Below are 21048 nucleotides of genomic sequence, written 5' to 3'. Positions count from 1 at the left end.
TGGATAATGGACTATGAATAATTGAAAATGAATAAGCGAATAATGGATAATGAACCGTAACGCTTTCATCAAGCACCGTTCATTATCCATTCATCAATTATCAAACATTTATTCTACAAATGCTTTACACGGTCCTTCTCTTCTGCACGTTTGGCAGAGTTCCAAGAGCTTAAGTCGCCCGTCAGATAACCGGTGATACGGCGCATACGGAGAATACTTTCACTCTGGCATACAGGGCATTTATCGAAGATAACTCCCTTGTAGCCACAGTTATGACAAGTGTCTACCGGGTGATTGATAGAGCCGTATCCAATTCCTTCGTCGTGCATCACTTTCACAATCTTGGCAATGGCACGCACATTCTTCTGCGCTTCACCGTCCAGCTCCACATACGTGATATGTCCTCCGCGCGTAATAGCGTGGAACGGAGCTTCACGCTTGATTTTCTCAACGATGCTGATCGGTTCTTTCACGTCTACATGGAAAGAGTTGACATAATAGTCGCGATCTGTCACTCCGGGGATTTTTCCATATTTCCGGCGGTCCATTTTCGTGAAACGTCCCGAAAGTCCTTCGGCAGGAGTAGCCAGAACGGAGTAGTTCAGGTTATATTTCTCTTTATATTCGTCTACCACTTTATTCATTTCCATCACCGCTTCATACAGCGTGTCCCATGCTTTCTGGTTGTGTCCGTGACCTTGTCCGTAGAGAGCCACCATCGCGTTGTGTCCGCCGATAAATCCGATCCCCAGTGTACCGCTGCGCAAGGCGTCTCCCACCTGTTCATTCGGATTCAGTTCTCCGCCGCCTTTCCACACATTATTTCCCATCATGAACGGGAACTGGCGTGCCAGGGCCGTACGCTGATACTGATAACGTTCGTAAAGCTGGTCGGCCACGAGCACAGACATTTGATGTACGGATTCGATGAAAATTTCTTTTGCCTTTTGTTCGATGGCGTCCTTGTTGCGTTCATCTTCTACCAGATTTTCCGCTTTGATACGGGCTTCGATAGCCAGTCTTGGCATATTCAGTGTGGTGAACGAAAGATTGCCACGTCCTAAAGACGATTTTTCTCCGGCCACATTTTCAAAGACACGGGTACGGCAGCCCATCGTTGCCAGTTCGTAGATGTAACGTTGCGGATCATCGGCTTTCCATTTCTCGTTCTGGTTGAAAGGTGCGTCGAGGAACATGAAGTTCGGGAACAACGCTTTCGCAGTGGTCTGGCAAGCCTTTAATAGCAAGTCGAAGTTGGGAGCCTCGTAACTGTCGGTCATTGCCTCTTCGATGTTCTCCGCTTTCATTGCTTTCTCAAAGTCTTTCTCCGAGTAAGAAACGCCGTCTTTCACCTTGAATATCTGGATGGGGAATACGGGCACTTCTCCTCTGGTGCCGAGGCCTTCAATGGTAGCTTTCAGCAGTTCTTCGATCACCATGCGGCCTTCGGCAGAAGTGTCCGTTCCGTAGTTGATGGAACTGAATACCACTTGGTTACCGCCACGAGAATGCATCGTGTTCAGGTTGTGGATGAATCCTTCCATTGCCTGATGCGTATCTTTACGGGTCTGCTGGTAGGCTTTTTCGACGATGCGGGCAAGGTGTTCCTTATCTATAATGATCTGTAAAGCGACCAGAGCGATGCGCAATGTTTCGCGTTCGGCCTCGGTGGACTTGATAGACGGAAGGTATTCTTTAATCAACGTGCGGATGGATTTCTCATCGGCCTGATTTCCGTTTTCCATAGCCACATAGAAGTTGATGAACGATGCCAGATGCTTGCGGAAAGATTTGGCTACTCCTTTTGCCATGAAGAAGTCGAAAGCCGGAATCGCCTGTCCGCCATGCTGCTCATTTTGGTTGGTCTGAAAGATGATGGTAGCTAGCGTAGCATAGCTTTGGATGCTTTGCGGGGTGCGGATGCTACCGTTCTTTGTGCGGAAACCGCGTTCAAAGAGGTCGTCCATATCATATTGGATGCAGGTTGTCGTCTTTGTCGGATAATAGTCCAGGTCGTGGATGTGAATGTCTCCCAACTGGTGTGCTTCGGCAAAACGTTTCGGCAACAAGTATTTATAGGTGTAATCTTTAGTTACTTCGGAAGCGAACGTCATCATCTGTCCGGCAGGGGTGTGACTGCTCATGTTGGCGTTGCTCAAATTGACATCGTTCTTGTCGATAGCCACAATGCCGTCCATCACCTGTTTCATCTGGGTTTTCTTCTCACGCTCCGTATTCCGCCATTCGCGATAGATGATGTATTTCTTCGCTACTTCCGGCCGCACTTTCATCAACGACTTTTCCACCAAGTCCTGAATCTCTTCTACGGTGATCGTGGGGGTAGCAAACTGACTGATAACATTCATGGTGATGTCAGCAATCAACTGCTGCTCATCCTGAATACCACTTGCACTGAATGCTTTACTGATTGCATTCTTAATCTTACTGATAGAGAAATCTTCTCTTTTACCATCACGTTTGATGATACAAATTTCCGCGTAGTTCATAACTTTAACTCCCGAAAGCATTAATAAATTAAAAATAGAAAATCTCTTCGGCAGGTCTTCTGACTTATCTCTCCCCCGCAACACCTTCCCACACCGGCATCGATGCAGTGGCCTATTGTGCGGATTCTTAGAGAATTACAGCAGCGGGTACTGTCGCCGATTTGCACAGCGTTCCCTCATTGACTAAACCTCTTTTTAGTTCCGAAACCGGATACAAAGATAGGAGATTATATCATAGCTTGGTTAGCTTTTAACATTAAATTTCGGGAAACTTTTCTTTCTCGCTGATACAGAAAGTTTTCCAAAACGGAAAACTTTTTTCTGATTTTAACGTGGATAATATTCCAAATCCGTTTATTTCACCCAAAAGACATATATAGTTTTCAGGTACTTTACCCTTAGCGGAAAAAGGATGTGTTAAAAGTCTCCACAACTATCGTTTGCTTCATAAGTTATAGACTATTTTTTCACTTTCGACAAAAACTTTCTTTCCGATAGAATGAAAGAAATTATAATTTTTCTATTTCTTCTTTCGAAAGCCCAGTAGATTTCATAATAATATCGTCAGCCACACCTAATTCTTTCAAATTACGAGCTGTTTCTTCTTTACCTTTTTGCAAACCTTTCTGCAAGCCTTTTTGCAAACCTTTCTGCAAGCCTTTTTGCAAACCTTTTTGTAAGCCTTTTTGTAAACCCTTCTGTTCAGCAAAGTCCAACGTATTAAAATAATCGTTATAAACTTTCCATTCTTCTTCATACTGGGCTCTTTCCTCCTGGGTCATATTTGCTTTGGAAGCCAACTTTTCAAGTCGCTCGAAGACGGCCTTGCGAGCCTTGAAAGGCATCCGGTCAAGTGTATCCATATGCTTTAGTATATAAATCCAGCGTTCAAAATCATTTTCACATTCATCCTCTTCTTTATTGAAGTTCGGCAGTTCGATAAAAATCTGCCGGAACTTGTTGCTGAAGAGCTTCCCCGTATCCCTGTCAGAAAGAACGATATCCGTTCTAATTTTAGAGGGCATATCCTTATCCATCACGAAATTCATGAAGAACACTCCGTACACGGCATCCAACTGGAAGTTCCAAACTCCCCTTTTCGCTTGCTGCGTAATGGCCCTAGAAAGATAGAAGAGGGCACGATCTTTAAAGTAAGGTTGTTCCCGGTTCTGCATTTCTACGATAATACGTTCACCGGTATCGGTCACGCAATAGATGTCGTAGATAAGACCTCGTTCTGTTTTTACTTCCGGCGGCTGTTCGTTGTTAAGGAACCTGATGTCGGTAATCACATGCTCTCCTACGAGCAAATCGTTCAAGAAGTCGATTAACAACTCCTTTTCTACCTCTCTGCCGAATAAAAACTTAAAGCCAAAATCGGTAAAGGGATTGATAAATCTTCCCATTATATGCTGTGTCTCAATTATAAAACAAAGATAGAGTTTTTTTGTTGAATACGGTCAAGAATAGAAGAAAATAAATGGATACAAAAAAAAGCTGCCTCATTCATCGGGAGACAGCTTCTTCATTTGAGCCTTGAGCCTTACTTTACTTTCACTTTATGAGTTGCTCCACGTTCGTTACCGGTTCCGTGAGCTACGTGCGGCACGTACACTAATCTTTTTCTGTCTTACTGCTTCTCCGATGACGGAACCGCAGAACAGCCTCAAGAATGTCTAACAACTTTTCCAATAATAATTTCATTCGCTTTTCTTTTAAGGTTGATAATCTATTTTATATCGGTCGAAGTGCAACCATCAGCTATACCCGATTCACGGCTACTGATTAGTCGTCTATTAATAAGCTTTAGTTTGCCCGGCAAACTTATCAGTTAGTCCCTGCGGATTCAGCTGCCGATTGAACTCCCGGTTAAGCTGCCGGGTCCGGCGCTTCTCCGCTTCCACCACCAGGTTTATTATCCTCATCCGGGTCTTTGTCAATGACATCATCGGCCACAAACGAACCCGCTACATCCTTGATGTGCACAAACTCCACTCCGGTGGTCAACGCACGGGTAGCACTCCCGTCGGCGGCACGAGTGTATTCGGGCGTAAACTGGCAACGCAATGAAGTGATCTGCGAACTGCTGACCTTATTTTCCAACTCTACCCCTTTCCCGTTTGCCTTGGCAATCATAGTAAACGTCCCCAAGCCTTCGAGACGTACCGTGCGACTGTTGAGCAACTGTTCACGCATCACCGACATCAGGTTGCGAATAACGTTGTGAACATCACCCGCCGTCAGCGAGGCTTTTTCCGCAATCAATTCCGCCATCTTCTGCGTGTTGACCATTTTCCCGAATTTCACCAGACGGGGATAATAAAGTTTCTGTCCTTCCTTGTTGGCAAGCGTTGCCTGATACGGTTTGTAAATTAATGGCATACTTTTTTTCCTTTCTTCTTTTTAATGATTAATGAATAAATTCTATCTGTAACCGATTACGAAAGCAAAAGTATATGAAAAGAAAAAAGCAGAAGAACACGACGTGACAACTCGTCACAAGAGACAACAAACAGGCACAACTTCTACACGAACTATGCCAACAGAGGCTTCTGTACAAAGCTGAACCACTTGGCATAAAAAAGCGTATCTTCGTATTCACACAGGATAAACTAAAAAAACAGATAAGCTCCCGCTACTAATTAATGGCTATTTTTTCAGGAGTAATCCGCGCCTAAATTATGATATAAACTAATTATGAACACCTACTAATAATAGAAAGTATCGACAATGAAAACAGAAACAACAGCCCCCTCCGTCAGCCCAAAAGAAATACCGGAGACGGCAAACTCTACCCGCATACAGACTTACAGCAAAAGTCAGCTGGCCACACTTTATCTACCTCACATACAGCCTGCCTCGGCACGCCGCACCCTCCGCAGTTGGATTGCCAAAAATACGGCACTACAAGCCGCACTCGCCCAAACCGGCTACAGCGAAAAGGCAATCTTACTTACTCCGGCTCAAGTTGGACTATTCTTCAAGTTTTTGGGAGAACCCTAAAAAACAAAGGTGCGGTACGGAAAGGGATGACACGGATTTTTAAAGCTGCACAGCTATTTAAAAATCCGCGTCCGTCATCCGCGTCCGTCATCCGCGTCTAAAAGATAAATTCCTAACCGGACAAGAATATCGCCCGAAGCCGCCTAATTCCGAGGAATTTCCTCCCGACGGTTTCATAAAATCGGCAGTGACCTCCGACGAAAGCCAACAGCAGCCCCGTCATCGGTCCATTCCTTCTATTTTCGTCTTTAATTCTACTTTTTATTGTTCCTCTTTGTCCCTATCTTCTTATCTCCTTCCTCTTCCGTAGGATCCTTAACCAGTTTTTTGGAGGTATGAAACCGAATTTCAATGTCTATATGGCAGTCATCATCCACCGTGCAGTTTATATCTGCCGAATCGTCAACAATTAGATTTAAAATTTGGCACAACACTTCGGGAAATCCGGGAATAAATTCAGACCTTCCAATGATACAAGCAGAATAATTATGAATAGTTGTCCAATCGGGGATAGGACTCTGACCATTAAATTTACATTTGCATATACGTCCTATTGAAGAGCGCGAACAATTCGAATTGTTCGCCACATAGCCTTCCGGAATATTATTCAACTGTTCTATCTTAAAAATACAATCCACCACCGCTTTCTTAACATCATCTTCACTATGACGGACACCGATTGCTTTACTCTGTTTATTCCTACTTTTCACTTTAATTTTTTTATCTACCATTTTTCTTCTATTCGTTTATAAATATTCCACAAAAGTCTGATATTTCTTTTAACATTTGTGTTCAAGCATGACACATTCGTTCTTATTCCATGAATAAATTCAAATATGGGTCGAATCTTTTAACGCATCGGCTCATTCAAGCATGACACATTCGTATCCATTCTTTTTTTATGCGTCAAGCTTGCACAACCTTTACGCAACTCATCTTCTACCTTTGCCACCGTAATCAAAAATAAACCGAATAAAAAAATGACTGAAATCAAAAAGAATCATTCACTTCAACGGATACGGCTTATGAAACAGGCCGCTGTCATCCGGCAAAGTAATGGCATGAGCCGGCACGACGCACTCGTCACGGCTCACCGGATAGGAAAGCTTATCCGACAAATGCATCACGGAAACGTCTGTTTCCGATATACCAAGCAAGATGGAACCATCCGTCGTGCCACCGGCACACTCATCGGCTACGAACATAGTTTCCGCCGCCCGTACACACCGAAACCGGAGAACACATTTGTCGTCTATTACGACATCGATGCCAAAGGCTGGCGCACCTTTCATGCTGAAAATTTTCTGGATATCGAAGTGGAATGAATCTGCAGGAAAAAAGGATGAATCTGCAGGAACGAAAAGAGTGGGAAGCTCTTTGCAGACAGTATAATGTAGACTCCCTGCAAGAAGCGATTCAAGGCTGCCGGGAAGAATTAGAATTTCTCATTCACTGTGCCGAACGGCTCGAACCTTGTACAGAGCAAGATGAAGACAGCAAGAAACGCCGTTTAACACATACAGACAACGCCGCTTTTCCACACTAGGAAACGCCGTTTAACAGATGCAGGAAACGCCGTTTCTCCTTGCTAAATTCAGAGAAGCGGCTATTTTTTAACAGAGTATAATTTTATTAACATTTATCAGTATCAAGTATGGAAAATTGGAGATTTATTGAAGAAAACCCCGACTATATGATTTCAGATCATGGGCGGGTATTGAGTTTCAAGGGCAAATCGAAGTTAATTCTTTGCACTAGAATCATCGGAACCGGTTATGAAACGGTATCACTCCTGAATAAAGGAATTTGTACCGATTACCACGTCCACCGCTTAATTGCCAAGGCATTTATTCCGAACCCGAAACATCTGCCGCAAATAAACCACCTTGACGGAAACACGATGAACAACCACGTGTCAAACCTTGAATGGTGCGATGCATACACCAACACGATGCACGCCATCCGCACAGGATTACGCCCCACCGGAACAGGTTCCCGCAAAACTCCCTACGCCGTAACGGATGCGAAAGGAATCATTTTACGTGCCTACCCGTCTATGAAAGAAATGGGCAGAGAGGAACGCCTGAAACCGTCACACCAACACTGGCTCATCCTGCAACTGAAACATCCGGATCGTGTATGGCTACATAACCTACGTGCAAGGCAACATCGGGGAAACGATTTCATGAAGGTTCCCTTTGCCAATTCATCGGCTTTATCAAAACTGCCTGTCTTTTTAAACTCATCGGCAATAACGGATACGGCTGTACCACCGATTCACGCTCCTTTCACTCCGGTGCACCACTCGGTGACAAAGCAATATTACCGTCAACTGTCTGCAGAGGAGGCTGCCGCCTTCGGATTCACCTCCCCTACTATACGCAAACAAGAAAGGAGGATTTCACAATGAGAGACACCATCATCATCCACTGTTCCGCCACTCGTGCGGGACAGGATTTTACCGCTGCCGACATCGACCGCTGGCATCGTCAACGCGGCTTCCGTTCTATCGGTTATCACTTCGTCGTCCGTCTCGACGGCACGGTTGAACCGGGAAGGGATGTTGCCCTCGACGGAGCACATTGCACGGGATGGAATCATCGGTCTATCGGTATCTGCTACATTGGCGGACTGGACAGGAACGGTCGGCCTGCCGACACACGAACGGAAGCGCAGCGTGAAGCACTTGTCCGGCTGGTAGAAGATTTGCGCCTTGTCTTCCCTTCTCTGCAACAGGTGATAGGACATCGGGACACCAGTCCCGACCTTAATGGAGACGGTATTATCTCACCGAACGAGTATATAAAATCCTGCCCCTGCTTCGATGTAAAAGCGGAGTTTATTCAATAATTATCAATTATTTACAATCAGTAATTTATCATCATGGCCCGCATTTCCAAACCCGGATTAGATTATTTTCCCCTCGATGTCAATTTTCTGCAGGACAGAAAAGTACGCCGCATCTCCTGTCGCCACCACGCGGCAGGGATTGCTGCGCTCACTTCACTGCTTTGCCTCATTTATAAAGAGAAAGGTTATTATATTTCGTGGAACAAAGACACGCTCTTCGACATCGCCCAGGAAGCGTGTTGCGGGGAGGAGGAAATGCAGGCCATCATTGATGATTGCCTGGCGGTGGGGCTGTTCGACGATCTTATATATAAGGAGTACGGTGTATTGACTTCACAGGCCATTCAGGAACAATATCATAAAATCATCACCGACAGCCGGAGAAAATACAAATTACCTCTGGAACATTTCTGGCTTATCAAGGAAGATTTTAAAGATGTAACAGAATCCCATGATTTTGCTACAACAATGCCACAAACAAAAGAGGAAACGGATACAGATACCAAAGGTAAACAGGAAATGGATATGGAAAATGAGAGCAAATCTGAAATCAAAAAAGACAAAGAGACAGAGAGACAAGGAAAATGCGAAAAAGAGAATGAGAGGATAATGCCGCCCGTTCCGTCAAACAGCGTTTTTCAGGCTTCGCCTGTCGTTGTAGAGGGTTTGTCTTTGGATAAATCGATTGGAAGAGAAAAAACGGAATCTACTGCGGAGACGGTTTCTGAAACAACTTCGGGAACAACTTCGGGAACAGCTTCGGGAACAGCTCCGGGAACAGCTCCGGGAACAGCTCCGGGAACAGCTCCGGGAACGGTCTTAGAAACAGCTCCGAAAACGATTTCGGAAGGGATGCAAACGGGAGGGGGATCGGAAGCTATACTTCTACTAAATATGCAAACAATCGGTATCCGGAACGAACAGACCGTGAAAGCGATTGCCGCCCTTGCCCGACGTAAAGAACTGGGAGGTCCCGGCGGGATTTTATGGAAAATCCTTAGTTCCCAATACCGCCCTACCCTACTCAAAAAGAACGAACCGGGTGATTACATTCTTTGGGCGCTCAATCATCCGACAGAATTTGAGAACACATACAACGGGACACTGAAAAAGCTAATCAGGGGAAGATAAACCGGGGAAAAAGTCTGAATATAAAAACGAAGTATGCCATCATCATTCGTTTATATCATAAATTCAGGCAAAGAAAGATAGAAAACCAAAAACTATCGCATCTTTATCATACAAGGAAAAGGCCTCGACTTGTAGAGCCAGTATTTGTAACTCGAGAAACCAAAGAATAGAATAAATCATAAAAAAGGAAGAAAAAGAACCTATCAATTTGTTATTCTAAAAAAGATTTGTACCTTTGTAGTACAAATTACCCCCCTTAGTTGAGAAATACTAAGGCTGACCCATCAATTAAAGATGGGTTTTTTTATATATAACACTATGGAAGACAAAAAGAAAGTAATAGTCTATGTAGACGGTTTTAATTTCTATTACGGGCTGAAGTCCAAAAAATGGAAAATGTGTTATTGGCTGGATTTAGTCAGCTTCTTTAATAGTTTTCTAAAGTCCTATCAAGAATTGGTAGAAGTCAATTATTTTTCAGCTCGTCCAACAGATGCAGGCAAACACGATAGGCAAGATAAACTATTTCAAGCAAACAAATGTAACCCCAAATTTAACTTGATATTGGGTAAATACCTCAAAAAAGAGATTAAATGCCGTTATTGCGGTGGTATCATTCATTCTTTTGAAGAAAAAGAGACAGATGTACGAATAGCTACAAAGATTCTGTCGGACGCCTATAAAAAGCGCTGTGACATTGCTATCATTGTATCAGCAGACAGCGATTTAATACCACCTGTAGAGCTAATAAGAGAATTTAATCCATCACAAAAGGTCTATGTATATTTTCCTCCTAACAGATATTCATCTAACTTATCGAACCTAAGTGATGGCACACGTAAACTTGATGGCGCTTTTAATATATTCAAGAAACATATATTACCCCAAAAAGTGCAGCTACCAAACGGATATGTAATAGAACGCCCGGATGAGTGGAAATAAGATTTTATATCGACCTATCTTGCCGTTCAAGGCACGAAAAGCTGTCTTCGAGAAATTGGAAGATATCGCTGATGTGGCTTCTATGTCTCCGGAAGACAGGGAGCGATACGACAATAGCGTCAAGGTGTACCGCGATTATTTGGTGACAATGGATGCAGCTGAACAAAAAGGGATGAAAGAAGGGATGGAGAAAGGGATGAAAGAAGGCGTCCAAAAAGCCCAACTACAAATAGCCCGGAATATGAAAGCCAAAGGGATAGACAACCAATCTATTGCCGAATGTACTGATTTACCTTTAAGCATGATCGAAGAGTTATAGAGTAAACAAATCGTTTACGAACGAATAAAACAAAAGAGGTGAGTTCCCCTTCACAGGGTAGCCCACCTCTTTCTCTTCATACACAAACATTCAAATAATCAGATACCAGATGCTCGTCAATGTAACGGATGCCATCCATTTTAAACATACCTCCCTACATACGGCCGCCACCCAAAGCCTGATACAACGTAATCACACCCTGAATTTCGGTAAAGCGGTTCGCCACTTGTGACAGTTGCGCGTTGAGCAACGTCTGTTGTGCCGTCAGCACTTCCAGATAAGTGGTGTTGCCGTGCTTCATCAACAGGCTCGTGCTCTTGGCGGCTGTTTGCAAAGAGGCCACCTGCTTGTCGTAGTAGTCGGCTTTCTCGCGGGCAGTCTGATACTTCACCAGTGCTTCGTTCACTTCCACACCTGCATTCAGCAAGGTTTGTTCGAAGCCAAGGCGGGCTTCCTCTTGCTGGGCTTTCGCTATTTTCAGCTGGGCGATGTTGGCGCCTTTATTAAATAGAGGCTGCGTCAGAGAAGCTACGGCAGAAGCCAGAAACTTACCCGGATTGACAATCATCCCCCCTGCACTATTAGTCCAGCCTGCGCTGCCACTCAACGTAATGGAAGGATAGAAAGCGGCACGGGCGGCATTGGTGGTGTAGAAAGCCTGTGCCAACGAGAATTCTGCGCTACGCACATCGGGACGGTTGGAAAGCATCTGCAAGGGAACACCTACGGAGAAGTTTTCCGGCAACTGCTGGTTCCCCAGTTTGCCACGCTGTATCTCATGGGGAGTTTCCGCCAGCAACAACGCCAGTGAATTCTCTGCCTGGTTGATTTGTTCTTTCAGGTCGAGCACGGTGGTACATATATTATAATAGGTAGCCTCCGTCTGTGCCAGTCCCGCCTCGTTCACCATACCGGCTTTTTTCATGGCACGAGTGGCGTTCACGCTTTCCTTCCAGGCAGCTTCGGTGGCAACAGCTATCTCATACTGCGAATCGAGCATCAACAAAGTGTAATAGGTGTTGGCAACAGATGCCACCAATTGTGTCTTTACAGCTTGTTCATATTCCTTGCTCTGTTCGTAAGCAGCTTTCGCACGACGTTTTGCGGTGGTCACTTTTCCGAAAATATCCAGTTCCCACGAAGCGGTCACGGGCAAAGAGTAAGTCTGCGTCGCCTTTCCACGGTCGAAGCTGCTGGCAGCCCCTTCCGGCGCAAGGAATAAAGAAGGCAGATAAGACAGTTTGGACGTCAGCAAGGTAGCTTCCGCTTCTTTCACACGCAAGTGGGCAGTCTGCATATCGGTGTTGCGCACAAGTGCCGAGTCAATCAGGCTTTGCAAAGACGGGTCGGTAAAGACCTCCCGCCACGAGAGGTTGCCGAAGTTTGCCGTATCGGCGACAGCAACTGACTCGCTGCCGTAAAGCCCTTCGGGAACTTCCGACACCGGTTTGTATTTATTATAGATACCGCAACTACTCAAAACGAGTGTTGCCGCAGACAGAATTATTATTTTTCTCATTCAACTATAAATTTATGATATAAACTAATGAGGAGGACAGATTCACTGTTTCCTAATTAAATGCTTATTTTATCTTTCAGACAGAAGAACAAAAGAACAAATATTGAACTTATGGTCAACGTTCCATTGCAACGATTGTATTCATTATATCAACCACATGAATTACATTGATTATATGACTACATCGACTTTATCTTTTACACTAATGTTCTTCTGTCTAAAAATCAGAATTACTCTTTTCCAGCCTTGGACTTTTCTTCCTCGCTCACTTTGATTTCCTCTTCAATCTGCCAATCATGCGTAGGGGCGCTCTGTACGGGACGGAAACGCTCCTGCAACCATTGGAAAGCGATGAACAAGGTTGGCACGATGAAAAGCAACGCCAGCGTACCGATAGTCATACCGCCAACTACTCCCGTACCCAATGAGCGGTTACCGTTAGCTCCTACTCCACTGGACATCATCAGCGGGAACAGACCGAAAATCATCGTCAAAGCCGTCATCAGAATCGGGCGCAAACGGGCTTTGGCCGCACTGACAGCAGAAGCAATCAGTCCCATACCGGCCTTACGGCGTTCGGCAGCGTATTCCGTCAGCAAGATAGCCGTTTTTGCCAGCAGACCGATCAACATAATCAGCCCCGTTTGCAGATAAATATTATTCTCCAATCCGAACATCCAGGCGAAAAGGAAGCTACCCATCAATCCGCAAGGCACACTCAAAAGAACGGCGAACGGAATAATGAAGCTCTCATAAAGCGCGCTTAGAATGAGGTAAATCATCAGGAAGCAGATACCGAAAATAATCATCGTCGTACCGCTTTGCTGGTTTTCCTCACGGGTGATACCTCCGTAGTCATAGCCGTAACCTTTCGGAAGAGACTGTTCCGCCGTTTCCTGCACAGCCTTGATCGCGTCTCCCGTACTGTATCCATCGGCCGGCATCGCGTTCACCGCAATAGAATTATACATATTGAAACGGCTCAACGACTCCGCACCATAACTGCGGGTCAGCGTAACGAACTGGCTTAACGGAGCCATCTCACCATTAGACATACGTACAAAAGCGTTGTCGAGCGAAGTCTCGTCCAGACGGAACATCGGATCGGCCTGAATCATAACACGATACACTTTAGAGAAACGGTTGAAGTTGGACACATACTGACCGCCGTAGTAGCCGGACAGCGTACTCAGCACCGCGTCAGGCGTGATACCTGCACGCTTGCATTTAGCCGCATCCACCTCTACCGTCCATTGCGGATAGCGCACGTCGAACGTCGAATAAGCCATTGCTATTTCAGGCCGTTGGTTCAACGCGCCCAAATATTGCTGGGTAGTGGTGAAGAACTCATTGATATCACCGCCCATCTTGTCCTGCATGTGGAGCTCGAGGGCATTACCCATACCGTAGCCCGGAATCATACCCGGTGAGATGGCGAACACACTGGCATCCTTAATATCAGCCGTACGGGCATACACCTGCCCGATCACCGACTGCACATTATCCGCGTCATCCGGTCGTTCGTCCCACGGTTTCAGCTTGAGAATCAGCATGCCGAACGAACTTCCCTGTCCTGCCAACAATCCGTAACCGGCCACTTTCTGCACGTGCTTCAGTTGAGGGATTGCCATCAAACGTTTTTCAATGCGTTCCATCACTTCATCGGTGGTCGACAACGAGCTACCTGCCGCCGTACTTACATTCACAAAAACAACTCCCTGATCCTCATCCGGCACCAGACTGGTCTTTGTCGTATTCATCAGGAACACAAGCAACACTACGGAACAAGCCAGCAACGACCATGTGAGCCATCTGCGCTTGATAAAGAACAACACAATCGTCTTATATTTATCCACCATCACATCGAAAGCCGAATTGAAAGACTTACGGAAACGTGCCGCAAAGTTGTTCTTCTGCGTTCCGTCTTCATTGATGTAAGGTTTCAGCAGCAATGCGCACAAAGCCGGACTCAAAGTCAACGCGTTGATGGCCGAGATGCCTACCGCAACCGCCATCGTCAACCCGAACTGTGTATAGAACGTACCGGAAGTGCCGCCCATAAAGGACACCGGAATAAATACCGCCATAAACACCAGTGAAGAAGTGATAACAGCATTACTGATACCTTTCATCGCGTCGATACTTGCCATATACGACGACCTGTAGCCCACATCGAACCGTGCCTGCACCGCCTCGACGACAATAATGGCATCATCCACCACCGTACCGATCACAAGCACGAGCGCAAACAGTGTCAACAGGTTGATACTGAATCCCGCTATCGCCATGAAAGCGAACGTACCTACCAGTGACACAACGATTCCGACCAAAGGAATCAATGTGGAACGGAAGTCCTGCAAGAAAACGTACACCACGAGGATAACGAGGATAATTGCCTCGATCAACGTCTTCACCACCTCATGAATGGAAGCGAACAGGAAGTCGTTGGAGCTCATCATCTGTGTCAGCTCCACTCCTTTCGGAAGATCCTTGCGTGCCTCATCGAGGAATTTGTCGATGTTCCGGTTTACTTCCGTCGCATTGGAACCTGCCGTCTGGAACACCATACAAGATATACCTGGATGACCGTCCATACCGCCGTGATAAGCGTAGCTGTCCTGTCCTAGTTGTATGTCGGCAATATCTTTCAGTTTCAACACCTCGCCATTATCGGTAGAACGGATGACGATGTCACCAAATTCTTCGGGGGTGATCAGACGTCCCTTGTACTTCATTGTATATTGGTACGTTTCATTCGAGTTCTCACCAAACGAACCGGTTGCCGATTCGATATTCTGCTCGGCAAGCACACCGGTGATGTCAGACGGAATCAGTTTGTACTGTGCCATCACATCCGGCTTCATCCAGACACGCATACTATATTCACCACCCATAATCATCATATCACCCACACCGGAAATACGAAGAATCTGTGGTTTCAGGTTGATGCTGATATAATTGGACAAGAAATTCTCGTCATAACTCTCGTCCGGGCTGGACAAGGAGAACATCTGCAAGATACTCGTCTGCCGCTTGGAAGTGGTCACACCGACCTGGGTGACTTCCGCCGGAAGCTGTCCTGTAGCACGCGACACACGGTTTTGCACGTTGACAGCCGCCATATCAGGGTCAGTGCCCTGCTTAAAATAGACGGTGATGCTCACCGAACCGGCATTGGTGGCGGAAGAAGTCATGTAGGTCATGTCCTCCACCCCATTGATCGCCTCTTCCAAAGGCGCGATTACACTCTTCTGCAACGTCTCCGCACTGGCACCATAATAGGTGGTACTCACCATAATGGTAGGCGGAGCAATATCGGGGTACTGCTCAACAGGCAGACTGAACAGCCCGATGATACCCACTACGACAATCGTAATAGAGATGACTGCCGATAATACGGGGCGTTCTATAAAGGTTCTTAAATTCATGAATGATTCCTCCTTGGTTTAATTTTCAGTAGTTGTTGCCGGAGACGTCATGGCTGTCTCTGCCGACTGGGGTTGAGCGGCCTTCGCCTTAACGGGAGTACCTTCACGAAGCAATCCTACGCCTTCGGCCACAATCACATCTCCCGGTGCCAGCCCTTCATCTACAATAAATTCCCGACCGCCATCGACGCGAGTCACCTGTACCGGGCTTGATTGAGCTTTACCGTCCACTACTTTATACACATATCTCTTATCCTGTATTTCGAAAGTGGCAGCCTGCGGAATGATCAACGCTCCCGTTTTCCGCACAGGAACAATCACATTACCCGCACCACCGCTATGCAACAATCCTTCCTTATTCGGAAAAACAGCACGCAGACTGACCGTACCCGTCGAACGATCGATCACTCCACTAATCGACTCGATCTGTCCTTGCTCGGGATAAGTCGATTTGTCGTTGAGTTGCAGATCGATGGCAGGCATATTTTTCAGCGCCTCTTCTTTGGAACCGTATTGGCGGATGAGTCCCAGCAACTGATTTTCCGTCATGGAGAAATAAACATACATATCCGAATTGTCGGAAACCGTCGTCAGCGGTTGGGCAAGAGCGGAACTTACCAAAGCTCCTACACGGTAAGGCAATGTACCCACCACTCCATCTGCCGGACTCTTCACAACCGTATAAGAAAGATTGTTACGGGCACTTACTTCCTGCGCTTTTGTCTGCGCCAGCTGTGCCTTGGCAGCCAGTAGGGAGTTTTTCGCCGTACTCAAATCGAAAGAGGAAACTACGTTCGCTTTATACAGTTCCTCTTTGCTGTCATACGTCAGTTGTGCCGTAGCCAGAGAGGCTTTTGCCGATTCAACGTTTGCCACTGCCGTTTGCAAAGCAGCTTCATACGGCACCTGATCGATGATAAACAACGTCTGTCCGTTCTTCACGCGTTGACCTTCCGTCACACAAACTTTAGTCAGCGTACCACTCACCTGGGGATAAATATCAATATCCTGACGCCCGCGGATGGTTGCCGAGTAAGTGCTTGAAATCATCCGGTCGGCCGGAACAACGGTCATCACTTCATATTCTGTTTCCATTTGTGCCGGGGGAGCCTGTTTACAGCCTGTCGCAGCAACCATACAGCAGAGCAACAATAATCCCTGCTTCATTTTACATACCTTTTTAATCATTTCTGTTACCTATTAAATATTTTTAAATGCGGCAAAGGTAGACTGTTTTCTTCATAGAAAACTGGACTTAGTATCTTCAGTTTTGTTCATTTTAGGAACATTAAAACCGATATTTAGTGAAAAAGTCCTATTTTTGCACCCAAAATAAGAATAACAATGGAATCAAAAAACTCTAACCTAGCCATACTTCGTGAACCGTTTGTTGCCGGAATGGACGAAAACCTGTCTCCAATTATGCAACGCCTGTGGAAACTGGAAGGGGGCGCCATCTATTTTTGCCGAAGCGGATGGGCACACGTCACGATTGACTTGAAAGACTATGAAATTGTCGAAAATACTCAAATCGTGCTCTTGCCGGGAACGATTATCCGTGTCAACGGCAGCAGCAGTGATTTCACAGCTTCTTTCTTCGGATTCCCCAAAGAAATGTTTCGCGAAGCCTGCCTCCGTTTCGAGCCGATCTTCTTCCGGTTCATCAAAGAAAAACCGTGCTATACACTCAAGGATGAAAACACAGGAGCAATCAACGGGCTAATACGTGCCACGACAGCTATATACAACGATCGTGAAAACCGTTTCCGCAACCAAATCGCCAAAAATCATCTCCAGTCGTTTATGCTGGATATTTATGATAAGTGTTACCGCTACTTCGACCGGCAGGAAATAGAAGGAGGAAGCCGGCAGGATGAAATCTTCAAGAATTTCATCGCACTGGTGCACGAAAACTGCATCGCTGAAAGGGAAGTAACCTTCTACGCCAACAAGCTCTGTATCTCCACCAAATATCTGACAGGTATCTGCAAGAGCGTGACGGGCGACGCCGCCAAAAAGATTATCGACGACTTCGCCATCCTGGAGATAAAAGTGCTGCTTCAATCCACCGGACTGACGATTCAGGAAATAGCCGACCGACTCGGTTTTCCCGATCAGTCGTATCTAGGCAGGTATTTCAAACGACATGAGGGGATGTCGCCAAAGGAGTATCAGAGCAAATATTCTATCTAATAACAAAAATAGCACAGACGGGCGAGCATGGTGTATTTTTTCCACCTATACACCACTCCGCCTAAATTATTCTGCACTTTCATTGTCTTGTAATCCCTGATAAAGTTTGCTTTCCAGTTCTTCGATGGAAGGCAGTCCGGATTTTATATCGTGAGGGATTGATTTACCTAACTCATAATCGGAAATACCTATTGGTTTGCGCACATCACGTAAAGCATATTCAGCCATGATGCGATCTTTGTTCTGACAAAGAAGCAAACCAATCGTCTGATTATCACCTTCCCGGCAAAGAATATCATCTACTGCAGAACAATAGAAATTCAGTTTACCGATATATTCGGGTTGGAAGTCCCCCTTTTTCAACTCCACGACTAAATACCTGTGCATAAACACATTATACATCAAGATGTCAATATAGAAATCATTGCCGGACACTTCAATATGATACTGTCTGCCCATGAAGGCGAAGCCTGCTCCCATTTCGAGAAGGAACTTTTCAATATGCTTAACCAACCCTAACTCTACATCTCTTTCGTTATATTCGTCAGTGAAAGTCAGCATATCAAAAATATAGGGGTCTTTTAAGGTTTCTTTTACCTGCTTGGCTTGTATTTCCGGGAGAGTGGTATCGAAATTGTTTGCCAATGCTCCGTAAGTATGGTAGTAGTCCTGATTGATAGCTTCAATTAAGAAATTACGACTCCATCCACTCTTCAAACATTGAATCATGTACCAATAGCGGGCTTTCAGGTCTTTTACTCGTTGTATTAAAGTGATGTTGTGTGACCAGCTTAACTGTTTTATCGGCAATACTATGGAAGCTTCCTGCAAATGCGCAACCGCTGGTTGCGCATTTGTAAGTTGCTGATTATATTCATTATAGAATTGAATCATCACCTGACAATTTCTTTTTGAAAAGCCCTTCACTTTCGGATAATCATTCTTCAGGTCATTGGCAAGCTGTTCAAGTGCATTGTTCCCCCATCCTATCTGCTTCTGGCTTTCACAAAGAAGTTTGCCGATGTCCCAATACATAGAAAGCATTTCTTCATTAGCGGAATAAATCGCTTTTTTCTGTGCGAGTGCCACCCGTGCTTTGACTTGTTTAAGCAAAGCAGCGTAGTTAAATATACTATTTTGAATTTCCATTTATTATTTTTCGTTTTAGATTAAAGACACTATAGGTTATTCCTACCCAAGCATCATTCAGCCGATTGCCTCAAAGCAAAGAGACCTTTCTTGGTAATAGAGTGGCAAATATAATGATAATTGAAGCATTACGGATGCACTATCCGATAAATTTGCCTGCCTTTTCCGTCATACCACAACTTTGTCACGAGTGCAAACTTATATTTATCCAGTTGGACGTTACTCCAGAAGACACAGAGAATATAAAGCCATTCAATTGCGGAAACGACGAGTTGAATGGCTTTTTGTTGGAAGATGCCCGCTTTTACCGAGAGAAGTTAATTGAATGATAAAATATCCCAGACAACTATAGATATATTCTCTCCAAGTTCCTCCTATCAGAAACACCCTAACCGGAACATTGGCAGACCTTCTAAATTAGTCTTTCATCACAGTATATACCGCCACTTTCGTCGCCATCCGCCTCATCGCCCAAAGTGCACAAAGCAGGGAACAGATGGCACAGACAACAAACGTTATTCCGGTAGATACAAGGATATTTCCTATACCAACCAATGGAGAAACAATGCCTCCGGAAGCGAAACAGAGGGCACCCAACAGGGCGGAAGCTGCTCCGGCATATCGCCGTTCGCTGTCCATGGCTAAGGTGGTGGAAGAAGTAAAGGTCAGTCCCATCATAAAGAGCAATGCGAACATCAGTAATTCATACGTCCAGAAGCTGCAACCGCTATACAAGGCTCCCATCAGGCAAAGCGACAAGCACAACATTCCTACACAACCGATCAGTGTCCCGTTTTCCGTGCGACGGAATTTTACGGAAAGAGCTGCCGCTACTCCGATAGCTACTGCATTCACTGCAAAACAAACACTAAAAGCCAACGGAGAAAATCCGTAATGTTGCTGCACGATGAAGGGAGAAGAAGCAATGTAAGCAAACAGGATGCCTTGCGCAAACGCCAGTTGCAGGACATAGAGCATATAACGGCGGTTATGAACGATCACACCGAAACTACGGAAAGTGGAAACGACACCTGTCTTCGAGCGTTGCTCCACAGGGAGCGATTCTTTAAAACGGATACAGCCTATCCACAAGAGTACTCCAATAAACAGCAAAATCACAAAAATTCCTTTCCATCCGATAGTCCCGGTCACCAACCCTCCGACTACCGGAGCCGCAACAGGAGCCACACCATTAATCGCGCCAATCACCGCCAGCATCTTGGCCAACTCCTTCCCCGAAAACTTATCAGTAGCCACCGAACGGGAAATAACGATACCGCCTGCTCCTCCGATTCCCTGCACCAACCTCAACGTTATAAACGAATAAATGTCCGGGGCAAAAAGACAGAACACTGTGGAAATGATAAATAGTATCATCGAAACGAGCAACAACGGACGTCGGCCGTATTTATCACTTAAGGGTCCGAAAAAGATTTGTCCCAATGCCAGCCCGATCATGCTCGTAGTAAGCCCTAATTGTACCATAGACGAACGGGTAGAAAAATAGTCTGTCATTGCTGGCAGACTAGGCAAATACATATCCGTAACAAAAGGTCCGAACGCTGACAACATACCAAGCAAAATCAGCAAAAACATCTTTGAGTTCTCCTGTTTTATCATTGTATTCATATTATTTACTATAACATTCATAATCAATCATTTAAATTCGGGGGCAAAGGTACACGTTTTCTATGGCTTACCAGTAGACTTAATCAGAACAAAACCGGCTCTTTTCAGAACAACCCTCTCTTTTCTTTGTATTAAAGTTCCATAACCTTGACAATCATGAATAGCAGGGCATGCATATATGAACTTACGTTCATGGGATGAGACTACTTTCCTCTACCCAACATACCATGCGATAATCGTTAAAAAACATTATATTTAGACATCTATAAGGTTACAACTTACCTGTTTTTTTTCATAATTTCGCAAATCCAAAATAGAAAACAGGTATTAAGATGAAACTAAGATATTATCAAATCGACATTCGTTACAAGAACAAAA

17 protein-coding genes, 1 pseudogene and 1 riboswitch are annotated in these 21048 nt (G+C 45.2%); of the genes and pseudogenes, 9 read left to right on the top strand and 9 right to left on the bottom strand.

What is annotated here, in order from left to right:
* Nucleotides 1–113: 113 nt before the first annotated feature.
* The 3 genes from I2I04_RS12060 to I2I04_RS12050 form a co-directional block, all read right to left on the bottom strand.
* Complete coding sequence (locus I2I04_RS12060) at nt 114–2507, bottom strand: anaerobic ribonucleoside triphosphate reductase (protein WP_195472536.1); 2394 nt, start codon at nt 2505–2507, stop codon at nt 114–116.
* A gap of 31 nt (nt 2508–2538) precedes the next feature.
* Nucleotides 2539–2728, bottom strand: a riboswitch (cobalamin riboswitch).
* A 288-nt stretch (nt 2729–3016) separates the two neighbouring features.
* Nucleotides 3017–3913 carry an Rpn family recombination-promoting nuclease/putative transposase gene (locus I2I04_RS12055; protein ID WP_195472534.1) on the bottom strand — a complete coding sequence of 299 codons (897 nt, stop codon included), beginning with the start codon at nt 3911–3913 and terminating at the stop codon, nt 3017–3019.
* Nucleotides 3914–4376: 463 nt separating this feature from the next.
* Entirely contained in the window at nt 4377–4889 is a 513-nt protein-coding gene (locus I2I04_RS12050; RefSeq protein ID WP_143257946.1) for an HU family DNA-binding protein, read from the bottom strand.
* Between the two features lie 348 nt (nt 4890–5237).
* Here I2I04_RS12050 and I2I04_RS12045 point away from each other — a divergent pair, with 348 nt between their 5' ends.
* On the top strand, nt 5238–5510 hold the full coding sequence (locus tag I2I04_RS12045; RefSeq protein ID WP_143257945.1) for a DUF4248 domain-containing protein: 273 nt from the start codon (nt 5238–5240) through the stop codon (nt 5508–5510).
* Between the two features lie 254 nt (nt 5511–5764).
* On the opposite strand, the gene I2I04_RS12040 is transcribed toward I2I04_RS12045, so the two are convergent.
* Nucleotides 5765–6241 carry a hypothetical protein gene (locus I2I04_RS12040; protein ID WP_143257944.1) on the bottom strand — a complete coding sequence of 159 codons (477 nt, stop codon included), beginning with the start codon at nt 6239–6241 and terminating at the stop codon, nt 5765–5767.
* Between the two features lie 249 nt (nt 6242–6490).
* On the opposite strand from I2I04_RS12040, the gene I2I04_RS12035 reads away from it, so the two are divergent.
* From I2I04_RS12035 to I2I04_RS12005, 7 genes and pseudogenes are all read left to right on the top strand, one after another.
* Nucleotides 6491–6835, top strand: coding sequence for an SH3 beta-barrel fold-containing protein (locus I2I04_RS12035; RefSeq protein ID WP_008770759.1), 345 nt, complete (start codon nt 6491–6493; stop codon nt 6833–6835).
* Nucleotides 6832–7056, top strand: coding sequence for a hypothetical protein (locus tag I2I04_RS12030; protein WP_195655111.1), 225 nt, complete (start codon nt 6832–6834; stop codon nt 7054–7056). The genes I2I04_RS12035 and I2I04_RS12030 overlap by 4 nt, the downstream gene beginning before the upstream one ends.
* A 108-nt stretch (nt 7057–7164) precedes the next feature.
* Nucleotides 7165–7920 (top strand): HNH endonuclease, encoded by a 756-nt coding sequence (locus I2I04_RS12025; RefSeq protein ID WP_195655110.1) that lies wholly within the window; start codon nt 7165–7167, stop codon nt 7918–7920.
* Nucleotides 7917–8360 (top strand): N-acetylmuramoyl-L-alanine amidase, encoded by a 444-nt coding sequence (locus I2I04_RS12020; protein WP_009038703.1) that lies wholly within the window; start codon nt 7917–7919, stop codon nt 8358–8360. The genes I2I04_RS12025 and I2I04_RS12020 overlap by 4 nt, the downstream gene beginning before the upstream one ends.
* Before the next feature lie 33 nt (nt 8361–8393).
* Nucleotides 8394–9491 (top strand): DUF4373 domain-containing protein, encoded by a 1098-nt coding sequence (locus I2I04_RS12015; protein ID WP_195655109.1) that lies wholly within the window; start codon nt 8394–8396, stop codon nt 9489–9491.
* A 318-nt stretch (nt 9492–9809) separates the two neighbouring features.
* Entirely contained in the window at nt 9810–10433 is a 624-nt protein-coding gene (locus I2I04_RS12010) for an NYN domain-containing protein (RefSeq protein ID WP_143257940.1), read from the top strand.
* A 19-nt stretch (nt 10434–10452) separates the two neighbouring features.
* A pseudogene (locus I2I04_RS12005) lies at nt 10453–10752 on the top strand (hypothetical protein); the annotation flags it as partial.
* 154 nt (nt 10753–10906) lie between these two features.
* Here I2I04_RS12005 and I2I04_RS12000 read toward each other — a convergent pair.
* The 3 genes from I2I04_RS12000 to I2I04_RS11990 all read right to left on the bottom strand — a co-directional run bounded on the left by I2I04_RS12000 (nt 10907) and on the right by I2I04_RS11990 (nt 16887).
* Nucleotides 10907–12271: a TolC family protein gene (locus tag I2I04_RS12000; RefSeq protein WP_195655107.1), complete on the bottom strand. Its 1365-nt coding sequence runs from the start codon at nt 12269–12271 to the stop codon at nt 10907–10909.
* A 230-nt stretch (nt 12272–12501) separates the two neighbouring features.
* On the bottom strand, nt 12502–15699 hold the full coding sequence (locus tag I2I04_RS11995) for an efflux RND transporter permease subunit (RefSeq protein ID WP_195655106.1): 3198 nt from the start codon (nt 15697–15699) through the stop codon (nt 12502–12504).
* Between the two features lie 18 nt (nt 15700–15717).
* Nucleotides 15718–16887 carry an efflux RND transporter periplasmic adaptor subunit gene (locus I2I04_RS11990; RefSeq protein ID WP_143257936.1) on the bottom strand — a complete coding sequence of 390 codons (1170 nt, stop codon included), beginning with the start codon at nt 16885–16887 and terminating at the stop codon, nt 15718–15720.
* A gap of 156 nt (nt 16888–17043) precedes the next feature.
* Here I2I04_RS11990 and I2I04_RS11985 point away from each other — a divergent pair, with 156 nt between their 5' ends.
* Entirely contained in the window at nt 17044–17892 is an 849-nt protein-coding gene (locus tag I2I04_RS11985; RefSeq protein ID WP_143257935.1) for a helix-turn-helix domain-containing protein, read from the top strand.
* A 66-nt stretch (nt 17893–17958) separates the two neighbouring features.
* On the opposite strand, the gene I2I04_RS11980 is transcribed toward I2I04_RS11985, so the two are convergent.
* Both I2I04_RS11980 and I2I04_RS11975 read right to left on the bottom strand, forming a co-directional pair.
* Nucleotides 17959–19041: a YhcG family protein gene (locus I2I04_RS11980; RefSeq protein WP_195655105.1), complete on the bottom strand. Its 1083-nt coding sequence runs from the start codon at nt 19039–19041 to the stop codon at nt 17959–17961.
* Between the two features lie 417 nt (nt 19042–19458).
* Nucleotides 19459–20691, bottom strand: coding sequence for a multidrug effflux MFS transporter (locus I2I04_RS11975; RefSeq protein WP_370511890.1), 1233 nt, complete (start codon nt 20689–20691; stop codon nt 19459–19461).
* Nucleotides 20692–21048 lie beyond the last annotated feature (357 nt).

Origin of the sequence: Bacteroides sp. 1001136B_160425_E2 (assembly GCF_015559655.1) — a bacterium.
GTDB lineage: Bacteria > Bacteroidota > Bacteroidia > Bacteroidales > Bacteroidaceae > Bacteroides > Bacteroides luhongzhouii.
The sequence above is the reverse complement of the archived record's forward strand: the minus strand, read 5'-3'. Positions and strand labels throughout refer to the sequence as shown.